Annotated in this window: 22 protein-coding genes; 20 read left to right on the top strand and 2 right to left on the bottom strand. The window is 61.6% G+C overall.

Annotated elements, in window-relative coordinates:
• Positions 1 to 45: 45 nt before the first annotated feature.
• Complete coding sequence (locus ACK6C6_RS08275; RefSeq protein ID WP_409266835.1) at positions 46 to 675, bottom strand: PEP-CTERM sorting domain-containing protein; 630 nt, start codon at positions 673 to 675, stop codon at positions 46 to 48.
• 285 nt (positions 676 to 960) lie between these two features.
• On the opposite strand from ACK6C6_RS08275, the gene ACK6C6_RS08270 reads away from it, so the two are divergent.
• From ACK6C6_RS08270 to ACK6C6_RS08255, 4 genes are read left to right on the top strand one after another with little or no spacing between them, the layout of a single operon-like run.
• A complete protein-coding gene (locus ACK6C6_RS08270; protein WP_409266834.1) occupies positions 961 to 1,332 on the top strand; it encodes a hypothetical protein in 372 nt (123 codons plus the stop codon).
• Positions 1,329 to 1,472, top strand: a complete 144-nt coding sequence (locus tag ACK6C6_RS08265; protein ID WP_409266833.1) for a hypothetical protein — start codon at positions 1,329 to 1,331, stop codon at positions 1,470 to 1,472. Before ACK6C6_RS08270 ends, ACK6C6_RS08265 begins: the two co-directional genes overlap by 4 nt.
• 48 nt (positions 1,473 to 1,520) lie before the next feature.
• Positions 1,521 to 2,186 carry an HNH endonuclease gene (locus tag ACK6C6_RS08260; RefSeq protein ID WP_409266831.1) on the top strand — a complete coding sequence of 222 codons (666 nt, stop codon included), beginning with the start codon at positions 1,521 to 1,523 and terminating at the stop codon, positions 2,184 to 2,186.
• Between the two features lie 40 nt (positions 2,187 to 2,226).
• Positions 2,227 to 2,610 carry an HNH endonuclease gene (locus ACK6C6_RS08255; RefSeq protein ID WP_409266829.1) on the top strand — a complete coding sequence of 128 codons (384 nt, stop codon included), beginning with the start codon at positions 2,227 to 2,229 and terminating at the stop codon, positions 2,608 to 2,610.
• On the opposite strand, the gene ACK6C6_RS08250 is transcribed toward ACK6C6_RS08255, so the two are convergent.
• On the bottom strand, positions 2,551 to 3,462 hold the full coding sequence (locus tag ACK6C6_RS08250) for an HNH endonuclease (protein ID WP_409266828.1): 912 nt from the start codon (positions 3,460 to 3,462) through the stop codon (positions 2,551 to 2,553). The genes ACK6C6_RS08255 and ACK6C6_RS08250 overlap by 60 nt on opposite strands.
• Positions 3,463 to 3,745: 283 nt before the next feature.
• Between ACK6C6_RS08250 and ACK6C6_RS08245 the strand changes: the two genes are divergently transcribed.
• From ACK6C6_RS08245 to ACK6C6_RS08170, 16 genes are all read left to right on the top strand, one after another.
• The gene (locus ACK6C6_RS08245; protein ID WP_409266827.1) at positions 3,746 to 4,198 is read left to right on the top strand and encodes a hypothetical protein; all 453 of its coding nucleotides are present in this window, start codon (positions 3,746 to 3,748) and stop codon (positions 4,196 to 4,198) included.
• Positions 4,171 to 5,715, top strand: a complete 1,545-nt coding sequence (locus tag ACK6C6_RS08240) for a terminase large subunit (RefSeq protein WP_409266826.1) — start codon at positions 4,171 to 4,173, stop codon at positions 5,713 to 5,715. Before ACK6C6_RS08245 ends, ACK6C6_RS08240 begins: the two co-directional genes overlap by 28 nt.
• 8 nt (positions 5,716 to 5,723) lie before the next feature.
• A complete protein-coding gene (locus ACK6C6_RS08235; RefSeq protein WP_409266824.1) occupies positions 5,724 to 6,977 on the top strand; it encodes a phage portal protein in 1,254 nt (417 codons plus the stop codon).
• Positions 6,955 to 7,812, top strand: coding sequence for a head maturation protease, ClpP-related (locus ACK6C6_RS08230; RefSeq protein WP_409266823.1), 858 nt, complete (start codon positions 6,955 to 6,957; stop codon positions 7,810 to 7,812). The genes ACK6C6_RS08235 and ACK6C6_RS08230 overlap by 23 nt, the downstream gene beginning before the upstream one ends.
• Positions 7,809 to 9,068, top strand: coding sequence for a phage major capsid protein (locus tag ACK6C6_RS08225; protein WP_409266821.1), 1,260 nt, complete (start codon positions 7,809 to 7,811; stop codon positions 9,066 to 9,068). The genes ACK6C6_RS08230 and ACK6C6_RS08225 overlap by 4 nt, the downstream gene beginning before the upstream one ends.
• A gap of 57 nt (positions 9,069 to 9,125) precedes the next feature.
• Positions 9,126 to 9,296, top strand: a complete 171-nt coding sequence (locus ACK6C6_RS08220; RefSeq protein WP_409266820.1) for a hypothetical protein — start codon at positions 9,126 to 9,128, stop codon at positions 9,294 to 9,296.
• A gap of 49 nt (positions 9,297 to 9,345) precedes the next feature.
• Entirely contained in the window at positions 9,346 to 11,097 is a 1,752-nt protein-coding gene (locus tag ACK6C6_RS08215; RefSeq protein WP_409266819.1) for a hypothetical protein, read from the top strand.
• Positions 11,094 to 11,786, top strand: coding sequence for an SGNH/GDSL hydrolase family protein (locus tag ACK6C6_RS08210; RefSeq protein ID WP_409266818.1), 693 nt, complete (start codon positions 11,094 to 11,096; stop codon positions 11,784 to 11,786). Before ACK6C6_RS08215 ends, ACK6C6_RS08210 begins: the two co-directional genes overlap by 4 nt.
• Before the next feature lie 194 nt (positions 11,787 to 11,980).
• Entirely contained in the window at positions 11,981 to 12,298 is a 318-nt protein-coding gene (locus tag ACK6C6_RS08205) for a hypothetical protein (protein ID WP_409266816.1), read from the top strand.
• 133 nt (positions 12,299 to 12,431) lie between these two features.
• A complete protein-coding gene (locus tag ACK6C6_RS08200) occupies positions 12,432 to 12,977 on the top strand; it encodes a hypothetical protein (RefSeq protein WP_409266815.1) in 546 nt (181 codons plus the stop codon).
• Complete coding sequence (locus tag ACK6C6_RS08195) at positions 12,977 to 13,330, top strand: head-tail adaptor protein (RefSeq protein ID WP_409266814.1); 354 nt, start codon at positions 12,977 to 12,979, stop codon at positions 13,328 to 13,330. Before ACK6C6_RS08200 ends, ACK6C6_RS08195 begins: the two co-directional genes overlap by 1 nt.
• On the top strand, positions 13,323 to 13,886 hold the full coding sequence (locus ACK6C6_RS08190; protein ID WP_409266813.1) for an HK97-gp10 family putative phage morphogenesis protein: 564 nt from the start codon (positions 13,323 to 13,325) through the stop codon (positions 13,884 to 13,886). The genes ACK6C6_RS08195 and ACK6C6_RS08190 overlap by 8 nt, the downstream gene beginning before the upstream one ends.
• The gene (locus ACK6C6_RS08185) at positions 13,883 to 14,278 is read left to right on the top strand and encodes a hypothetical protein (RefSeq protein WP_409266812.1); all 396 of its coding nucleotides are present in this window, start codon (positions 13,883 to 13,885) and stop codon (positions 14,276 to 14,278) included. The genes ACK6C6_RS08190 and ACK6C6_RS08185 overlap by 4 nt, the downstream gene beginning before the upstream one ends.
• 22 nt (positions 14,279 to 14,300) lie before the next feature.
• Complete coding sequence (locus ACK6C6_RS08180) at positions 14,301 to 14,825, top strand: hypothetical protein (RefSeq protein WP_409266811.1); 525 nt, start codon at positions 14,301 to 14,303, stop codon at positions 14,823 to 14,825.
• A gap of 102 nt (positions 14,826 to 14,927) precedes the next feature.
• Positions 14,928 to 15,326 carry a hypothetical protein gene (locus tag ACK6C6_RS08175; protein WP_409266810.1) on the top strand — a complete coding sequence of 133 codons (399 nt, stop codon included), beginning with the start codon at positions 14,928 to 14,930 and terminating at the stop codon, positions 15,324 to 15,326.
• Between the two features lie 107 nt (positions 15,327 to 15,433).
• Positions 15,434 to 15,769, top strand: coding sequence for a hypothetical protein (locus tag ACK6C6_RS08170; protein ID WP_409266808.1), 336 nt, complete (start codon positions 15,434 to 15,436; stop codon positions 15,767 to 15,769).
• Positions 15,770 to 15,779 lie beyond the last annotated feature (10 nt).

Raw genomic sequence — 15,779 nt, 5'->3', positions numbered from 1 at the left:
TCTAGAGTAAAGCCCGCGCCGAAAGGTCAGCGGGCTTTTTGCTTATTACTGCGGCTTGCGACGACGCAGGCCGGCGACACCCAGGGCGCCGATCGCTAGCAGGGCGAAGCTGCCTGGCTCGGGAACGCGACCTGGGCCAATATAGGTTGGCACAGTGCGATAGACCCCCTCGGTGTACCCGCCCATTGAATCGAGATAAGCAATCAGGTCTTTGCTAATCTCGCCTCTTGATGCGGTACCGTAGTGGATCCCGGAAAAGTTTCTGAATCTGCAACCGGTCTCGTCCCAGCACATATAAATCGAATTCTCGTAGGTCGCCATGTAGTTGAAGCTCCCTCCGGTGCCTCGCGAGAAAGTGACGCGCAGGTCGGTGAACTGATCACTGCCGAAGTCGCTGGTCACAGAGAAATTCGTTGGTCCATTCTGCTTAAAATATGTGGTCGTAGCTGCGATTATGGTGCTGCCCTCCCCTTGCTGCGCAGGATACAGGCCTTGTAGGAAGGGGAAGAATGGATTCGGCACATCCTGCCTTATCTGAAAGTCGGCGATGGATTGGTCGTCCTCGTGCATGACAATGAAGCCTGACACGGGACCGCCTAGATTAAACTGGACATAACCAGCTGAGGCATTAGCCGAGAGCAGAGCTGCTGCTGCAAGAGCGATTAGTTTTTTCATGTCTATCCCTAAATATAAGTTGGATGCCAGCTGCTAGAGCAATCAGCGTGCCAGCAAGTAATATTCCTGCAAAATCATAGGGATGGGCACAGGCCAAGTGCGCGCCACGTTGCCCATGTAAAGGCTGCCGACGCTTTTCTATGCGCGCCGCATTACACCTTATCGTATTGCTAATTAGTTAGCTCCCCAGTTACAATCGAAGCTCGACCAGTGGTGTTGGCATAGCTGGTCGTTTAGCCGCCACGCAGGCCCCTGCGCTGGCGGCTTTTTACTGCAGTGTCTCCAATGCTGACGATCAATCAGCATCTTCGCCCCGGCTCGCAACAGCTGGGGCTTTTTTATTCTGAGGTCTGCCATGAGCGTCGAAGCGGAAGTGCTGTGGCTGCGCATCTTGGTGCAGGTATGCCGCGAGCAGTCAATCATCGACGCCAAGCCATGAGCCCCGAGGCTGAGGTTTATCGGGGCGTCATTGTCCGCGCTGTCACCGGCATGCGCCCGGCGATGATCGCCACGGTGGATGACGCGACCCGGCTTGAGTCGCTGTGCGAGCAGCTGGCCAGGGCTGAGCGGATCGGCGAGATGCTTCAGGACCAGGGATTCAACCCTTGCCGCCTTCCGATTGATGAGGCGGTGAAGCTGCTGCTGGAGAAGCCATGAAGCTCACCACCCTCAAGTCCCGGCTGCAGACCGTCGGCCCGCGCCTGTCCGCCCTGCCCGTTGCTACCGGTACCGTAGAGCGTAAGCGAGGCGCTGGGCGGGCGCCGAATTTTCTTTTTTTCTCTACCGTTGGACAGTAAACTTTTACTGTTGAGTGACGGCTCTCGTCACGAGTCAGTGAGGGTGAAATGAGCAAAGCAGATGACCAAGGCCGCAAGGTTTGCGTTGATTGCGGTGTCGAGAAGGACATTTCCGAGTTCGGCATTCATTCACCCGGGTTTCGACGGGCAAACTGCAAAGTGTGTCGTCGGGCGGCTGGCGTTCAATTCCACAAGAAGAACAAGGACGAGATCAACGCCAAAAAGAGAGAGGCTCGAGCTGCAAACGTCGAGTATCACCGGGAGCGCAATAAGCAGTGGTACTACGACAATCACGAGAAGGCAAAAGCAAAGCGCGCAGAGTGGCGGGCTGCGAACCCGGAGCGTATGCGCGCTGCTACTGCTGCATGGCGGGCGAAGCATCCAGATAGGCAGAAGGCCGCCGAGGAGGCATGGCGAGCGGCCAATCCTTGGTTCACGCGGTCCTCATTGATCCGCAGGCGCGCACAGCTGGCGGTTAGCAAGGGAAGGCTTTCTCGAGACATCGTCCAAAGACTCCTTGCCTTGCAGCGTGGTCGTTGCGCGTGTTGTGGTGAGAGTCTTGGTGATGAGTACCATTTAGATCACATAATGCCTCTCGCTCTAGGCGGGGCCAATATTGACGCCAACATGCAGCTCTTGCGGGCAATCTGCAACCTGCGCAAGGGTGCAAAGCATCCGGTTGAATACATGCAGGACAAGGGCTTCTTGCTATAGCAGCACAATAGCCCGAAACCTGTGAAACAAGGGAGTCGGGATGGCTTGGGGCACAAAGAGCCGACACGAGCGCGGCTACGACAGTGCCTGGGTCAAGGTGCGCAACGAGGTGATGAAGCGCGACTGCGGTCTATGTCAGACCTGCCAGCGCGCCGGCCGCACCTCGCTCGCTCACGCTGTTGACCACATCGTAAGCAAGGCCAAGGCTGCAGCCCTTCAGTGGCCCCGCGCCAAGACCGATCACCCATCCAATTTGGAAGCGATCTGCAACCCCTGTCACCTCGTCAAAACGGAGGCTGAGCAGGGGAAGCGGAGGCGGTCGACCGTGGCAATTGGCCCGGACGGCTGGCCTGTCTCGCTCGACTTACGGAATGAAGACGTTATCCCGATGATACTTGAGGAATGCGAGACGCTGCTGGGATAACAATGCTTGGTTTAGCCCTGCAACTGGGTTTCCAGCTGCGTTAGTTAGTCCCAGAGATGCACCCACGGTCTTTGGCAACAAACTAGAAATTCGCATTGCACCAGTAGTTTCAAAAGAAATGAGACCGCGGTCGAAAAGCACATCCACGTGGGCACTCAAAGCGATTCCGTTGTCTGGAGTAAGTCTCTCAGCATTGGTTGAGACGGCCCAAGGTTTTATGTGAGAAGCACGAAGCAAGGCAGGGAATGCGATATTCAAAACGCCACATGTGTCCCCACACGCGGCAAGAACGTTTTGTCGGAATTGCTGTTGACCTATACGAATCTGGACTAAGGCCGCCGCAGATGTAGCGGGTGGCACTACAGCACCCGCTGTATTCAAGTATGGTGCAACAACTCCAGTGGATGGGTTGAAGCCCAGCTCTGCCAGTAATGCGTTGCCTGCCTGATCTGAAATCGCGCAAGCGTATGTATAAGAAGTTGTACCTGCAGTCGTTATCAGCTTAGGAATCGCTGAAGCTAGGGCTGAGCTGATAACTGGATTCGAATAAAGGTGGGCTGCGGTACGTGGGCATGGGGCAGGAAAATATTCAGCTGTAGCACAGTAGCCTGTGGTTGCCCAGCCTCCAGTGTGGGTGCCAGGCTTAGGAGCGTTGTTCACAGCGGCAGTCTTTACGATCGCTATGTAATCGATCTTGCTGGGTCCTTTGCAGATAACGATGTCACCTGGCTTAAACAACCCAACGTTAGTGTGATGCTTGAAGGTGGGAGTAGATCCACTCGGCGCCCAGAAGAATCCTCCTGCTCTCTCTGCTGCTGCACTGCTGCCTTGATTGACCCAGTAAAACGCCATTGCATAGCTCCTGTTGACATGCCAAATAGTTAAACGGAAAACGTGATCAGCATTGCAGTTTAGCTGAGGGCCAACTAAGAGAAATGCGCGAATTATCACTATGGTGCCGCCTGTGCTACCTCATCCGCCTGCAACTATGCGATCGGCTGAGCGACAGAACCGTTAAGCTCGGGTATTGAGACGGGGGGGGCTATAAAAGCCCAGAGCGGGTTGATATTGGGGACCGCCTGCTCCCCGTTCTTTCCATAAACGTGGACAAAAAAAGTTAAAAGGTAGCTCGCGCATGACACAACGAGGCAGGAAATCGACGGCGTCCCGCGAAGTCGCCGGCCTCGTCGCGCCCGTAACCGGCGAACAGCGGCTGCGCGTGCCCGCGCATTTGAGCGACGCCGAGCAATCCGTCTGGCTGGAGGTGGTGAACGACCAGCCGGCCAGCGCATTCAGCCCGACGCACTCCCCGCTGCTCGAGATGTACTGCCGACACATCGTGAACGGCCGCATCCTGGCAGACGAGCTGCTGAACTTTGACCGCGCCTGGCTGGCGGACGATGACGGGCTGAAGCGCTACGACCGACTGCTGGCGATGTCCGAGCGCGAGAGCCGCGCAGCATCGTCGCTGGCCACCCGCCTGCGGATCACTCGCCAGGCCGTGGAGCATCCAACGACTGTTGGGCGCAGCCTTAAGAACCAATCGAAGGGACGTAAGCCATGGGAGCTCGCAGCAAGCGACAGTTGAGCCGCGGCGAGCGGAATATCGCTTGGATTGAGCACCATTGCAGGATCCCGGAGGGGAAGCTGGTCGGCCAGCCGGTGAAGCTGACCGCGCACCAGCGCCGCTGGATCTGCCGGATTTACGACTCCCCTACCCGCGTATTCATCCTGTCGATGGCGCGGAAGAACGCGAAGACCGCGCTCTCGGCTTTCTTGCTGCTCCTGCACCTGTGCGGGCCAGAGGCGAAGCCGAACAGCCAGTTATACAGCGCGGCGCAGTCGAGGGATCAAGCGTCGATCCTATTCGCCCTGGCAGCAAAGGTCGTCCGGATGTCGCCCGACCTGTCGGAGTTCGTTGGCATCCGGGATACAGCAAAGCAGCTGTACTGCGAAGAGCTGGGCACGCTTTACCGCGCACTGAGCGCGGACGCCGCAACTGCCTACGGCCTGAGCCCGGTTTTCGTTGTGCATGACGAGCTTGGCCAGGTGAAAGGGCCTCGCTCGGAGCTCTATGAGGCCCTGGAAACTGCGAGCGCCGCACAAGAATCTCCGTTGTCCATCGTGATCTCGACGCAGGCACCGACCGATGCGGATCTGCTCAGCCTGCTGATCGATGATGGCCTGACCGGTGCGGATCCTCGCATCAAGGTGGAGCTCTGTACCGCGCCTCTCGACCTGGACCCCTTCAGTGACGAGGCGATCAGGGCGGCAAATCCGCACTTCGACATCTTCATGAACAAGGAAGAGGTCCGGAGGCAGGCAAACGACGCGAAGCGCATGCCCAGCGCGGAGGCCGGCTACCGAAACCTGATCCTAAATCAGCGTGTCGAGGCTCGCAGCCCGTTTGTGACCCGAACGGTCTGGCAGGAGAACGGAGGCGCGCCGGACGAATTCGACCCCGGCACGGAAGTATTCGGCGGGCTCGACCTGTCGAGCGTGTCTGACTTGACGGCGCTGGTGTTGACCGGCGCCCAGGGTGATTGTTTTGGCGTGCAGTCGACGTTCTGGCTGCCTAGCGAGGGGCTGGCCGAGAAATCGCGCGCTGACCGCGTACCGTACGACTTGTGGCATCAGCAGGGATTTCTGCAGACCACGCCCGGCGCATCGATCGAATATGAATTCGTGGCACACCGCTTGCGCGAGGTGTTCGACCGGCACAACGTGCGCGCGCTGGCCTTCGACCGCTACAACATGCGCTTTCTGAAGCCGTGGTTAGAGCGCGTCGGGTTCACGCCTGAAGAGCTAGAGCGCTTCATCGAATTCGGGCAGGGCTTCCAGTCGATGTCGCCCGCCCTTCGGGAGCTTGAATCCCTGCTCCTGGCACGCCGGCTTCGCCATGGCAATCACCCCGTACTTACGATGTGCGCGGCAAACGCCACTGTCGTGACGGATCCGGCTGAACAACGGAAGTTCACGAAAGGCAAGGCGACCGGCCGTATTGACGGCATGGTCGCCTTAGCGATGGCGGTAGGCGTAATGCCGAACGCGCCGGAAGAAAGCGGCCCGTCGGCCTACGAGAGCCGCGGCATCTTAATGTTTTAAGGAACCCCATGGAACTATTCGACGCCCTGTCCGCCACGTCGCACTGGCGGGATGTGCAGTCGCGCCCATCGGGCGGCCAGACCTTCGCATCCTTGACCAGCACCGACCTCATGGGCTACATGCGTGGCGGCGAAACCGCAAGTGGCGAGTACGTGACGGCGTCGAAATCGCTGGAAAACATGGCGATCCTGCGCAGCGTCAGCCTGATTTCCGAGTCGATCGGCATGCTGCCACTGAATTTGATGGCTAAGGGCGACGAGAAGGCCTACGCATCCGAGCACGCCGCGCATCGCCTGTGCAAAGTCCGCCCTAATGAGTACCAGGGGCCGTACAAGTTCAAGAGCACGATGCAGTTACGCGCTCTACTGCACGGCAACGCCTATGCTCGCATCATTTGGCGCGGGAATACGCCTGTCCGGCTGATTCCACTGGACTCGAGCAAGGTGACGCCGAAGCTCAACGATGATTTCACGGTCAGCTACGAGTACAGGCGCCCGGATGGCGGCCTGGTGGTACTCGCCGCACGCGAGGTTCTGCACCTGGCCGACCTGGCGGACGACGAACACGGCCTGATCGGCCTGTCGCGCGTGAAGAAGGCACGCGAGGCGATCGGGTTGGCTCTGCAGGCGCAGAAAGCAGCGGCCCGTGTGTTCAAAAACGGCGTCATGGCCGGCGGCGCGCTGAGCTACCCCCGCAAGCTGGACGATCAGCAGATTAAGAACATCCGTGAGAGCCTGGAGGCGCGGTACGCCGGCACGGAGAACGCCCACAAGTGGATGGTTCTGGAGGATGGCATCACGGCTGAGAAGTGGGCCAACTCGGCGAAGGATTCCGAGCTGGGCGAGAGCCGCGATCACCAGATTGAAGAGATTGCCCGCGCCATGGGCGTGCCGCGCCCGCTCTTGATGATGGACGATACGTCCTGGGGCACTGGCATCGAGCAGCTGGGCATCTTCTTCATCCAGTACGGCCTGCAGCACTGGTTCAATATCTGGGAAGACGAGTTAGCCCTCAAACTGCTGACCGAAAAGGAGCGCGAGCTCTACTACTTCAAGGTCAACGAGCACGCGCTGCTGCGCGGAACACTGAAGGACCAGGCGGACTTCTTCGCCAAGGCGCTCGGCTCCGGCGGCAGCCAGCCGTTCATGAAGGCAAACGAGGTCCGCGACCGCCTGGATCTCCCCAGGTCCGACGACCCGGCCGCAGATTCGCTGCAAAGCACCCTCACGAGGAAAACGAATGTCCCTGATCCGACTACCTGAAATCAAGGCTGATGCCCGCATCGCAACTGCGCAGTTCGACCTGCGCCAGGACGCGCTCGACACCTGGGAGCCGGGCGTGCGCGCCGCGGCTGATGGCGACGCGAAAACGATCAGCATGTATGCCCCGATCGGCCAGACCTGGGACGGTGAAGGCGTGACCGCGCGCCGCATCGGCGCCGCACTGCGCGCCATCGGCGACCATGATGTGACCGTCAACCTGAACTCGCCGGGTGGTGACTTCTTCGAAGGCGTGGCGATCTACAACCTGCTGCGCATGCACTCGGCCAAAGTGACGGTCAACGTCATGGGCATCGCCGCCTCGGCCGCTTCGGTGATCGCCATGGCAGGCGACGAGATCAACATGGGCGAAGGCTCGCACCTGATGATCCACAACGCCTGGGTCGTCGCCGCCGGTAACCGCCATGACATGGCGGAAGCTGCCGCCTACCTGGAGCCGTTCGACAACGCCATGCGCGACCTGTATGCCGAGCGTACCGGGCTGGATGCCAAGGTGATCGCCAAGATGATGGACGACGAAACGTTCATCGGCGCCTCCGATGCGGTCGAAAAAGGCTTCGCCACCGGAAAGCTCGATCGCGCCGCAGTCAAGAAAGACGCAAAGGCCGCTCAGCACATGAAGGTGCTGGCCACCGTCGAGTCCTCGCTGGCGAAGTCCGGGCTTTCCCGGGCCGCGCGCCGCGAGACGCTCAACGCCCTATTCAGCGGCAAGCCGGGCGCTGCCGTGAATCCCGATGCCACGCCGGGCGCTGGCAACGACATCGAAGTTGAAGCCTCGCTTCAAGACCTCCTGAACACTCTGAAAGGTAACCAATGAAACACAATCGTGTCCTCCTGGCCAGCGCACTCGCAGTCGCAGCCACCGCCCCGCGCGGCATCGTCAGCGGCGTGCGCGCCGACGGCGGCAACGCAACCCAGCTCGTCCAGCAACTCCAGCAGGCATTCGCCATGTTCAAGGACGAACACACCCGCCAACTGAACGAGATCAAGGCCGGCATCAACGATCCGCTGCAGGCCGGCAAGGTCGAGAAGATCAACGAAGAAATCGCGAACCTGCAGGCAGCGATCGACAAGACCAATACCCAGATCGCCGCCGCCCAGATGGGCGCTGTCGGCGGTCGCCAGATCAAGGACAAGGAGTACAGCGACGCCTTCCAGGCGCACATGCGGCGTGGCGATGTCCAGGCAGCGCTGAACAAAGGCGTCGCCGAAGATGGTGGCTACACGTCGCCAGTCGAATGGGATCGCACCGTCACCGACAAGCTGGTAATCGTGTCGCCGATGCGCGCCCTGTGCTCGGTCCAGTCCGTCAGCGGCACCGGCTACGAGAAGCTGGTCAACAAGCGCGGCACCACGTCCGGCTGGGTCGGCGAAGAAGACGCCCGCACCGAAACCGAAACCTCGAAGCTGGCCAAGCAGGGCTACAGCTGGGGCGAGATCTACGCGAACCCGTCGGCCACCCAGCAGATGCTGGACGACAGCGAAATCGACATCGAGCAGTGGCTGGCCGGCGAGGTCGACGTCGAATTCGCGTACCAGGAAGGCAAGGCCTTCGTCTCGGGCGACGGCACCAAGAAGCCGCGCGGCCTGCTGACCTACGCGGCCGGCGGTTCGAACCTGCACCCGCTGGGCGGCATCGAGGTTGTCGCTTCGGGCGCCGCTGGCGCAATCACCGGCGACGCGATCCTGAACCTGATCTACGCGCTGCCGGAAACCTTCACCGGCAACGCCAAGTTCGGCATGAATCGCAACACCATGCTGGCGATCCGCAAGCTGAAGGACTCGGACGGCAACTACCTCTGGCAGCCCTCGCTGCAGGCCGGCCAGCCGTCGACCCTGGGTGGCTACGCAATCGCCGACATCCCGGATATGCCGGGCGTCGCCGCGAATGCGCTGTCGATCGCCTTCGGCGACTTCAAGCGCGCCTACAAGATCCTGGACCGCGTCGGCGTGCGCGTGCTGCGCGACCCGTACACCAAGAAGCCCTACGTGATGTTCTACACCACGAAGCGCGTCGGCGGCGGCTTGGAGAACCCGGAGTGCATGAAGTTCATGCGCATCGCCGCGGCCTAATAGTTGCGTGACCCGAAAGGCCCGGCTGATGTCGGGCCTTTTCATTTGGAGAAGCCGATGAAATTCGCAAAACCATTCCAGGGCGTGCCGGACGGCGAAATTTACCCGGTGCAGTACCAGGCCGGCGACGAATGCCCGGCGGAGCTCGAGGCAGCAGCTGCCGCGCTGGGCGCCTTCGAAGTCGAAGACGCCGAAACCGTCACCCGCACGGCCAAAACCAAGAAGTAACCCCGCAGGGCGCACAGTCGCCCTACTCCCGACTTACCAGAGAGCCCGCATGAAATTCCCTGACCGCGTAAAGCAGAACGTCACCGGCAGCGCCGCCGCGCTCGTGCTGGGCGCTGCTGTCGCGCCGTATCGCACGCTGGCCGCGGCTATTGCTGCTGGCGATGTCGCTGCTGGTGATCGAGTCTCCGTCTGCGTCGAGGATGCTGCCGGCAACTGGGAGGAGTCGTACTACTCCGTCACGAGCGGCACGCAGCTGGCTCGTGAATCCGTGTACCGCAGCTCGGGCACGGTGACGTTCCCGGCAACCGCCTTCTGTACCGTGTTCGGCAAGGATCTGGTCGTCACGCGCGACGTCGCCTTCTCGGCAACTGTCCCGCTGACCCACGCGGGCGCGGCCTACATGCCGCAAACGACCGTCACCGGGCCTCTCACCTTCACGCCGGCGGCGAATGCCGTACGCGGAGCGCTGGCCTACTTGCGCCTTGTTGCCGACGGCACGAATGCGCCGAACTTCTCGGCCTTCAAGGAATGGGGCGGCTCGCTCGGCTACGACAACCGCAACGGCATCGTCAACCAGGTGCAGTTCTTTCATGATGGTTACGATTCCTGGTACAGCGTGAGTCAGGCGGCTGATGCAGCGCCTGTCGCCCCGGCTGACACGACCGCCCCAACCTTGAGCAGCCCGACCGCAGCATCGACCGGGCAGACCACCGGCAGCGGCTCCGTGACCACGAACGAGGGCAACGGCACGCTCTACTATCGCGCCACGGCCAACGCGACGGAGACTGTCGCCACGGTCAAGGGCGGCAGTTCGCTTGCCATCACCAGCACCGGCAGCAAGGCCGTTACCGTGTCGGGCCTGGCCGCTTCGACCGTCTATTACCTGCACTTCGTTCAAGCCGATGCCGCAGGCAACGACTCAGCGGTTACGACCTCGCCCAGCTTCACCACGGCAGCCGCTGGCGATACTACTGCGCCGATCCTGTCGAGCCCGACCGGCACTAAAACCGGCAGCACGACCGCGAGCGGCACCGTCTCGACCAACGAGGCAAACGGTACGCTATACCGCCTGGCGAGCACGAACGCGGTCGAGTCTGCGGCAACCATCAAGGCCGCAAACCTGACGCAGGCAGTCTCCGCGACTGGCGTGCAGAATGTGAGCTTTACTGGCCTGACCGCAGCCACCCAGTATTACGCCCACTACGTCCACCGCGACGCGGCGGGCAATGATTCGACTGTCGCAAGCAGCGCGGCATTCACAACGGATGCTGCAGCGCCGCCTGATACATCGCCGCGCTTCACGCAGCTTGCCGGCATCACGGAAAGCGGCAGTTCTCCCAATTACGTCTACACCGGCAACAGCAGCGGGGCTGCTTTCTCGACGCAGAATTCCCTGTCCAACGTGGGTCTACAGTCTGGCGTGGACGGCTCGATGCAAATCACGCTCGGCACGCGATCGGGCGATGGCTTCATCATGGGCATCACAACGAGCGGCACCCCTGTTGCGTTCGGTTCGCTGCCCTATGCGGTGTACTGCAACGGCAACGGAAGCCTGTACAAGGGCATCACGAATGGCGCTGTCCAAGGCAATAACGGAACCAACATCGCGCCCGCGAACGGCGATAAAGTCCGTTTGCGCCGCACTGGCACCGATTTGGTGGGCGAGGTTTCAAAGGATGGCGGCGCCACATGGACTACTTTCTATTCGTGGACTGGCGTCCCGACCGGGGCTTACAAGTTTGACCTGATCCTTACCGGGGTTACGTCAATCAACAGCCTGGTAGCGGTGGGGCTGGCATGATCGGCCCAATTCTCGGTGGCGTGCCGAAAATACGCTACACATCGGATGCAACCAACGTCGTATTCGATGGCAACTCGCTGGTATTCGGGCAGGGGTCATCGGGTGGGCAGAGTATGCCTGCCCAGTTGGCCGCGCTAGCCCCAATCGGTGGGCGGCTTTCCATCACGAACCTCGGCATCAGCGGTCAAAACTTGGGGCAGATGCGCTCCAATGCATCTGATGTCGATGGTGCTTGGGTGGATGGAAAGAGGAACGTTCTCCTGGTATGGGAAGGGACAAACGCCCTCAACTATGGGGGCACGGTCAACAATGCCTACAACGACACGGCTGCGTATTGCGCGGAAAGGCTTGCGCTGCATCCCTGGCTGATCGTCCTGCTCACAACAATCCCGCGCCAGAATCAGGGGGCGACGCAGGCCGATACGGACGCCTACAACGCCAAGCTGACGGACTACAACACGCGCATCAAGAGCGGATACAAGGCGATGGGCGCAAAGGCGGTTATCGACGTTCGGCAGGAAGGCAGTCCGTTCGCCTTCGCCAACTACCTGCCCGCAACCTTTGATGCCCCTGGCGTCGGTTCGCTTTGGGCGAGCGAGGGCGCGATGCGAGTTCACCTGAATAACGCTGGCTATGGCGTTGTCGCGCAAATGGTCGCCGATGGCCTCAAGCGCCTGCCGGCGAGATAAGGAGGCGCGATGCTTGCATTTTCGCCAATAGCCAGCGCGCCGATTGGTGGCTTGGCCGCGGTCGCTAGTCTGCCGCCCGATCCGCCCGGCGAGGGCATCGACGCCACCAAGGTGCCAACTGCTCGGGTTGTCGTCTTCGCCGGCGGCATCCGAACAGTCGTCTTCCCGGGCGGCATCAGAACAGTGAGGTTTTAATGGCCAGGACAAAACCCGAGCTCGTCGCGGACAAGTGGCGGCTCGACAAGGATCCGGACGACAAGCTGTGGTACGTGGCGAACGTGATCGCGCAGCTGACTGACGCCGCGACTACCGCCACCTCGTTTGAGGTGGTCGTCGAGGGGGTGACCGTGCTGGAAAAAGCCGCTCCTCAGGGCGAGCGAAGCAGCCTGCTGCCGGTGAAGCTCGGCGGCATGGGTGCGCAGAACGTCGAGAGCTCCTGCACCTTCCGCGTCACGTGCGCGAACGGCGAGCAGTTTGACAGAACCATGTACTTCGACCGAGTGAGCAACTGATGTTCGATGCGACCAAACTTCCGACTGAGCCGTGCGACCCGGCCAAGGCGGCAGAGCAGCCCGCCCCACCGGAGCCGCAGTTCGTTCGTGCGCCTGAGGGCAGCGGCCACGAGGCGGCCCTGAAGGAAAAGCGATGAGCGCCCGCCTCGTTGTGCCGCCCGCCGGCCTGCCGGTCCCGCTGGCCGCTGCGATCGCGAAGGCGAAGGCTGACGGCGCCGGCCTCGATGCCGAAATTGAGCTCGACGTGCGCGGCATTGCCGGTGAGGTCGAGCACGAGCTTGGCCGGGCCCTATGCGAACAGACTTGGGTGGTGACGCTGAGCGGCTTCCCGTCTTCGATCAAACTGCACCTAGCCGCGCCGCTGATCGCCATCGAGCACGTCAAGTTTTATGACGCCGACGGCAATCTGCAAACGCTGGACCCGCAGGACTACATGGCGCCGAAGACAAGCGAGCCAGCTTGCCTGATGCCGGCGCCAGGACGTCGCTGGCCAGATACGGCCCTGCGCGCGGATGCAGTCGAAGTGCAGTACCGCTGCGGCTACGGTCCAGATCACGCCGCGGTGCCGGCGCAGATCCAGAGCTATATCCTGGGGCGGATTGAGGCGAAATACCTGCCGGCCGCTTTGAAGAATGCGGAGTTCCTGGGCGGCCTGTTGGACCGCTTTAAGGTGTATTGATGGCGGCGCCAGTTCGACTCAATGAGCGCGCGAGCATTCAGCAGCCGCCGGCTGGTCGGGATGCCTACGGGCGCAAAGCTCCCGCCTCCGCTGACTGGTCGACCGTCGCTGAGCGCATATGGGTGGAGGTGCAGGACGTGCTGCCCAGCCGCGCGGAACGCTCCGAGAACGGCGCTAGGGTGGCGGCCACGCAGGCCCGGCTCCGTCTCCGCAGGCAGATTCCGATCACCGCTGAGTCGCGGGTTGTGCTCCACGGCCGCGGCGATCGCATCATGCAGGTAATCGCTGGCCCTGCCCTACTGGACGACAAAACGCACGTTGAGTGCATGATTGAGGAGGTGCGCAATGGCTGAGGAAACATCGATCGTCGGCGGCCGGCAGTTGGCTCAGTTCCTCCAGCAGCTGCCAGTTAAAGTCGAGAAAAACATCATGCGCGCAGCCCTCGGCGCCGGCGCCAGGGTGATTCGCGACGAGGCGAAGCAGAACGTCCCGGTTCAGCTCGGCGACCTCAAGCGTAGCATCAAAGTCTCGACCAACTCGAAGCGCGGGACTGTTACTGCCAAGGTCAAGGCGGGCGACAAAAAGGCGTTCTACGCGCACATGGTCGAGTACGGGACGAAGGCGCACGTGATCAAGGTGAAGGAAGAGGATCGGCCGATTAACTACCGCCTGACTCGCCGGCGCGGCGTGCTCACCCGGGTATCGATCCGCACAATCAACCGACGCGGACTCCTGATCGGCAATAACTTCGTCGGCTCCCAGGTGGATCACCCTGGTGCACAGCCGCGGCCCTACCTGCGCCCTGCCCTGGACAACAAGTCTGACGCCGCTATAGCCGCGGTCGCCGCGAAGGTCCGCGAGCGGCTGACTCAGGAAGGAATCAACGTTCCGGCGCCGGAGGGCTCATGAACGCGGTCCTGGTAATGCGCGAGCTGCTGCTCGGTCACCCGCCGGTCGTCGCCCTGGTCGGTGAGAACGTCACTGCCGGCGATATCGACTACAACCAGGTGCCGGCGATCGGTCTGAGCGAGATCAGTCGGCGCGAGCAGGATACGGTCGGCCGCACTAGCCGCATGGTGATCGCACGGGTGCAGGTCACGGTGCACGCTAAGGACTATGCCGCGCAGAAGGAGCTGCTGCACGCTACGCGCCTTGGCGATGGTGTCTTCACCGGCACGGTCGCAGGCGTCGAAGTTCGCAGCGTGCTGCGCGACACCGTGGGGCCCGACCTGGGCGACCCGGCAGCTGATCTGTACCAGCAATCCCGCGACTTCATCGTGACGTACCTGGAACCCGCTTAACCCGCAACACCAACCGGCCGCCGTGAGCGGTCTTCTTTTTGCCCGCGCCTCGCGAGATGTGCGGGCATTTTTCATTGAAAGGCACCACACCATGGCAGGAATTGATTTCGATACCATCGCCGGTACCAAGCTGTACATTTCCACGGCGGCCCCGGCTGCGCAAACCGTTGCCGCTTTCGAGGCCCTGACCTGGGTCGAGATCGGCCAAATCACGAACGTCGGCAGCGTCGAAGGTCGCGAATACACGATGGCGACTCTGTCGACCGTCGGCGATTCGCAGGACCGCGAAAAGAAGGGCAGCTTTAAGCTCCCGAATGCAGAGTTCGAATGCGCCTGGGTTCCCACTGACGCCGGTCAGATTCTGCTCAAGGCCGCCTCGAAGGACTATTCGGTCCCATCGTTCAAGCTGGTCGGCCAAGACGCAGACGACGATATCGCTTTCTTCACCGCGCAAGTCGCGAAGTTCGTCCGCACCGGTGGCCAGTCGAACGATGCAGTGAAGGGCAACTTCACGTTGCTCCGTCAGACCGACACCATCACTGCCTAATCCCGGCTTCGGCCAACCCTGAGCACCGACCGGCCGCCGTCTTCCTTCGCGGGAAGCGGCGGCTGGCACGGGCATTATCATCCCGCGAAAAAGGAGATCACCATGTACGATCAAGCCAACAACACCGCCTCGACCCTCGCCGACCTGGAAGCCCGCGACACCGCCTGGCTGGAAGTCCAGAACAAGCAGGACGACGGCCCGCTGCTGTTCAACGGCAAGCCGGTGCGCATCGAAGTGCGCAGCCCGGGCACCCGCGAGGCCCTGAGCGCGCAGCACAAGCTGGAGCAGGCGCAGACCGCCAAGACCTTCGCGGCCATGCGCGGCAAGCCGGTCAAGGAAACCGTGGACGACAAGATCGCGTCGAGCGCTGACAAGCTGGCTGCCGTGACCGCGAGCATCGACGGCCTGCCGGTCACGCCGATCGAGCTGTACAAGAACCCGCGCCTGGGCTACATCGCAGAGCAGGTCGCCAAGTTCCACGGCGATTGGGCTAATTTCTAAAAGCCGCCGGCGACGACCTCTGTCTGTACGTCCGGCATAGCGCCTGGCTTGGGACTGCGCCGGATCGGGACGAGGGCGATAAATCCAAAGCGCCCCTCAAGACCCGGTTGCAGCAGATGGAGTTCGACGCCGGCGGCTTCTTCGAGCCTGACATGCCCGATCCCGGCGCCGCGGCTTACCTGCTCAGGCACTTCTGGGCAGTTGGACCAACGGAAGGCGATCAAGCGCTTACGCATGCCGAGCTGCGGCACTACCAAGAAAACGAGGGAACTCGCCTAACGCCCTGGGAGTGCGACACGCTGCGGGCCATGTCAGGCGCCTATCTGGGCGAATCCTTCAAAGCGCGGGAGCGGGACTGCCCGCCACCGTACACCGATTCCAGCGATGCGCAACGACTGCGGAAGGTACGGGTGCGTGAAAAGCTGAGGAAGTTCCTGGATTGAAGGGGTGGTT

This window comes from Massilia sp. BHUDP2, from assembly GCF_046236355.1.
GTDB classification, from domain to species: Bacteria; Pseudomonadota; Gammaproteobacteria; order Burkholderiales; family Burkholderiaceae_D; genus Telluria; species Telluria varians.
Note: the sequence above shows the minus strand (reverse complement) of the source record. Positions and strands in the feature narration are given on the sequence as shown.

Bases quoted from the DNA above. Each gene is read 5' to 3' on its own strand.
- ACK6C6_RS08275 (WP_409266835.1), bottom strand. From the start codon at position 675: ATGAAAAAACTAATCGCTCTTGCAGCAGCAGCTCTGCTCTCGGCTAAT.
- ACK6C6_RS08205 (WP_409266816.1), top strand. From the start codon at position 11,981: ATGGCCAGGACAAAACCCGAGCTCGTCGCGGACAAGTGGCGGCTCGAC.
- ACK6C6_RS08225 (WP_409266821.1), top strand. From the start codon at position 7,809: ATGAAACACAATCGTGTCCTCCTGGCCAGCGCACTCGCAGTCGCAGCC.
- ACK6C6_RS08220 (WP_409266820.1), top strand. From the start codon at position 9,126: ATGAAATTCGCAAAACCATTCCAGGGCGTGCCGGACGGCGAAATTTAC.
- ACK6C6_RS08250 (WP_409266828.1), bottom strand. From the start codon at position 3,462: ATGGCGTTTTACTGGGTCAATCAAGGCAGCAGTGCAGCAGCAGAGAGA.
- ACK6C6_RS08195 (WP_409266814.1), top strand. From the start codon at position 12,977: ATGGCGGCGCCAGTTCGACTCAATGAGCGCGCGAGCATTCAGCAGCCG.
- ACK6C6_RS08240 (WP_409266826.1), top strand. From the start codon at position 4,171: ATGGGAGCTCGCAGCAAGCGACAGTTGAGCCGCGGCGAGCGGAATATC.
- ACK6C6_RS08260 (WP_409266831.1), top strand. From the start codon at position 1,521: ATGAGCAAAGCAGATGACCAAGGCCGCAAGGTTTGCGTTGATTGCGGT.
- ACK6C6_RS08255 (WP_409266829.1), top strand. From the start codon at position 2,227: ATGGCTTGGGGCACAAAGAGCCGACACGAGCGCGGCTACGACAGTGCC.
- ACK6C6_RS08235 (WP_409266824.1), top strand. From the start codon at position 5,724: ATGGAACTATTCGACGCCCTGTCCGCCACGTCGCACTGGCGGGATGTG.
- ACK6C6_RS08230 (WP_409266823.1), top strand. From the start codon at position 6,955: ATGTCCCTGATCCGACTACCTGAAATCAAGGCTGATGCCCGCATCGCA.
- ACK6C6_RS08175 (WP_409266810.1), top strand. From the start codon at position 14,928: ATGTACGATCAAGCCAACAACACCGCCTCGACCCTCGCCGACCTGGAA.
- ACK6C6_RS08200 (WP_409266815.1), top strand. From the start codon at position 12,432: ATGAGCGCCCGCCTCGTTGTGCCGCCCGCCGGCCTGCCGGTCCCGCTG.
- ACK6C6_RS08190 (WP_409266813.1), top strand. From the start codon at position 13,323: ATGGCTGAGGAAACATCGATCGTCGGCGGCCGGCAGTTGGCTCAGTTC.
- ACK6C6_RS08245 (WP_409266827.1), top strand. From the start codon at position 3,746: ATGACACAACGAGGCAGGAAATCGACGGCGTCCCGCGAAGTCGCCGGC.
- ACK6C6_RS08265 (WP_409266833.1), top strand. From the start codon at position 1,329: ATGAAGCTCACCACCCTCAAGTCCCGGCTGCAGACCGTCGGCCCGCGC.
- ACK6C6_RS08270 (WP_409266834.1), top strand. From the start codon at position 961: ATGCTGACGATCAATCAGCATCTTCGCCCCGGCTCGCAACAGCTGGGG.
- ACK6C6_RS08185 (WP_409266812.1), top strand. From the start codon at position 13,883: ATGAACGCGGTCCTGGTAATGCGCGAGCTGCTGCTCGGTCACCCGCCG.
- ACK6C6_RS08215 (WP_409266819.1), top strand. From the start codon at position 9,346: ATGAAATTCCCTGACCGCGTAAAGCAGAACGTCACCGGCAGCGCCGCC.
- ACK6C6_RS08210 (WP_409266818.1), top strand. From the start codon at position 11,094: ATGATCGGCCCAATTCTCGGTGGCGTGCCGAAAATACGCTACACATCG.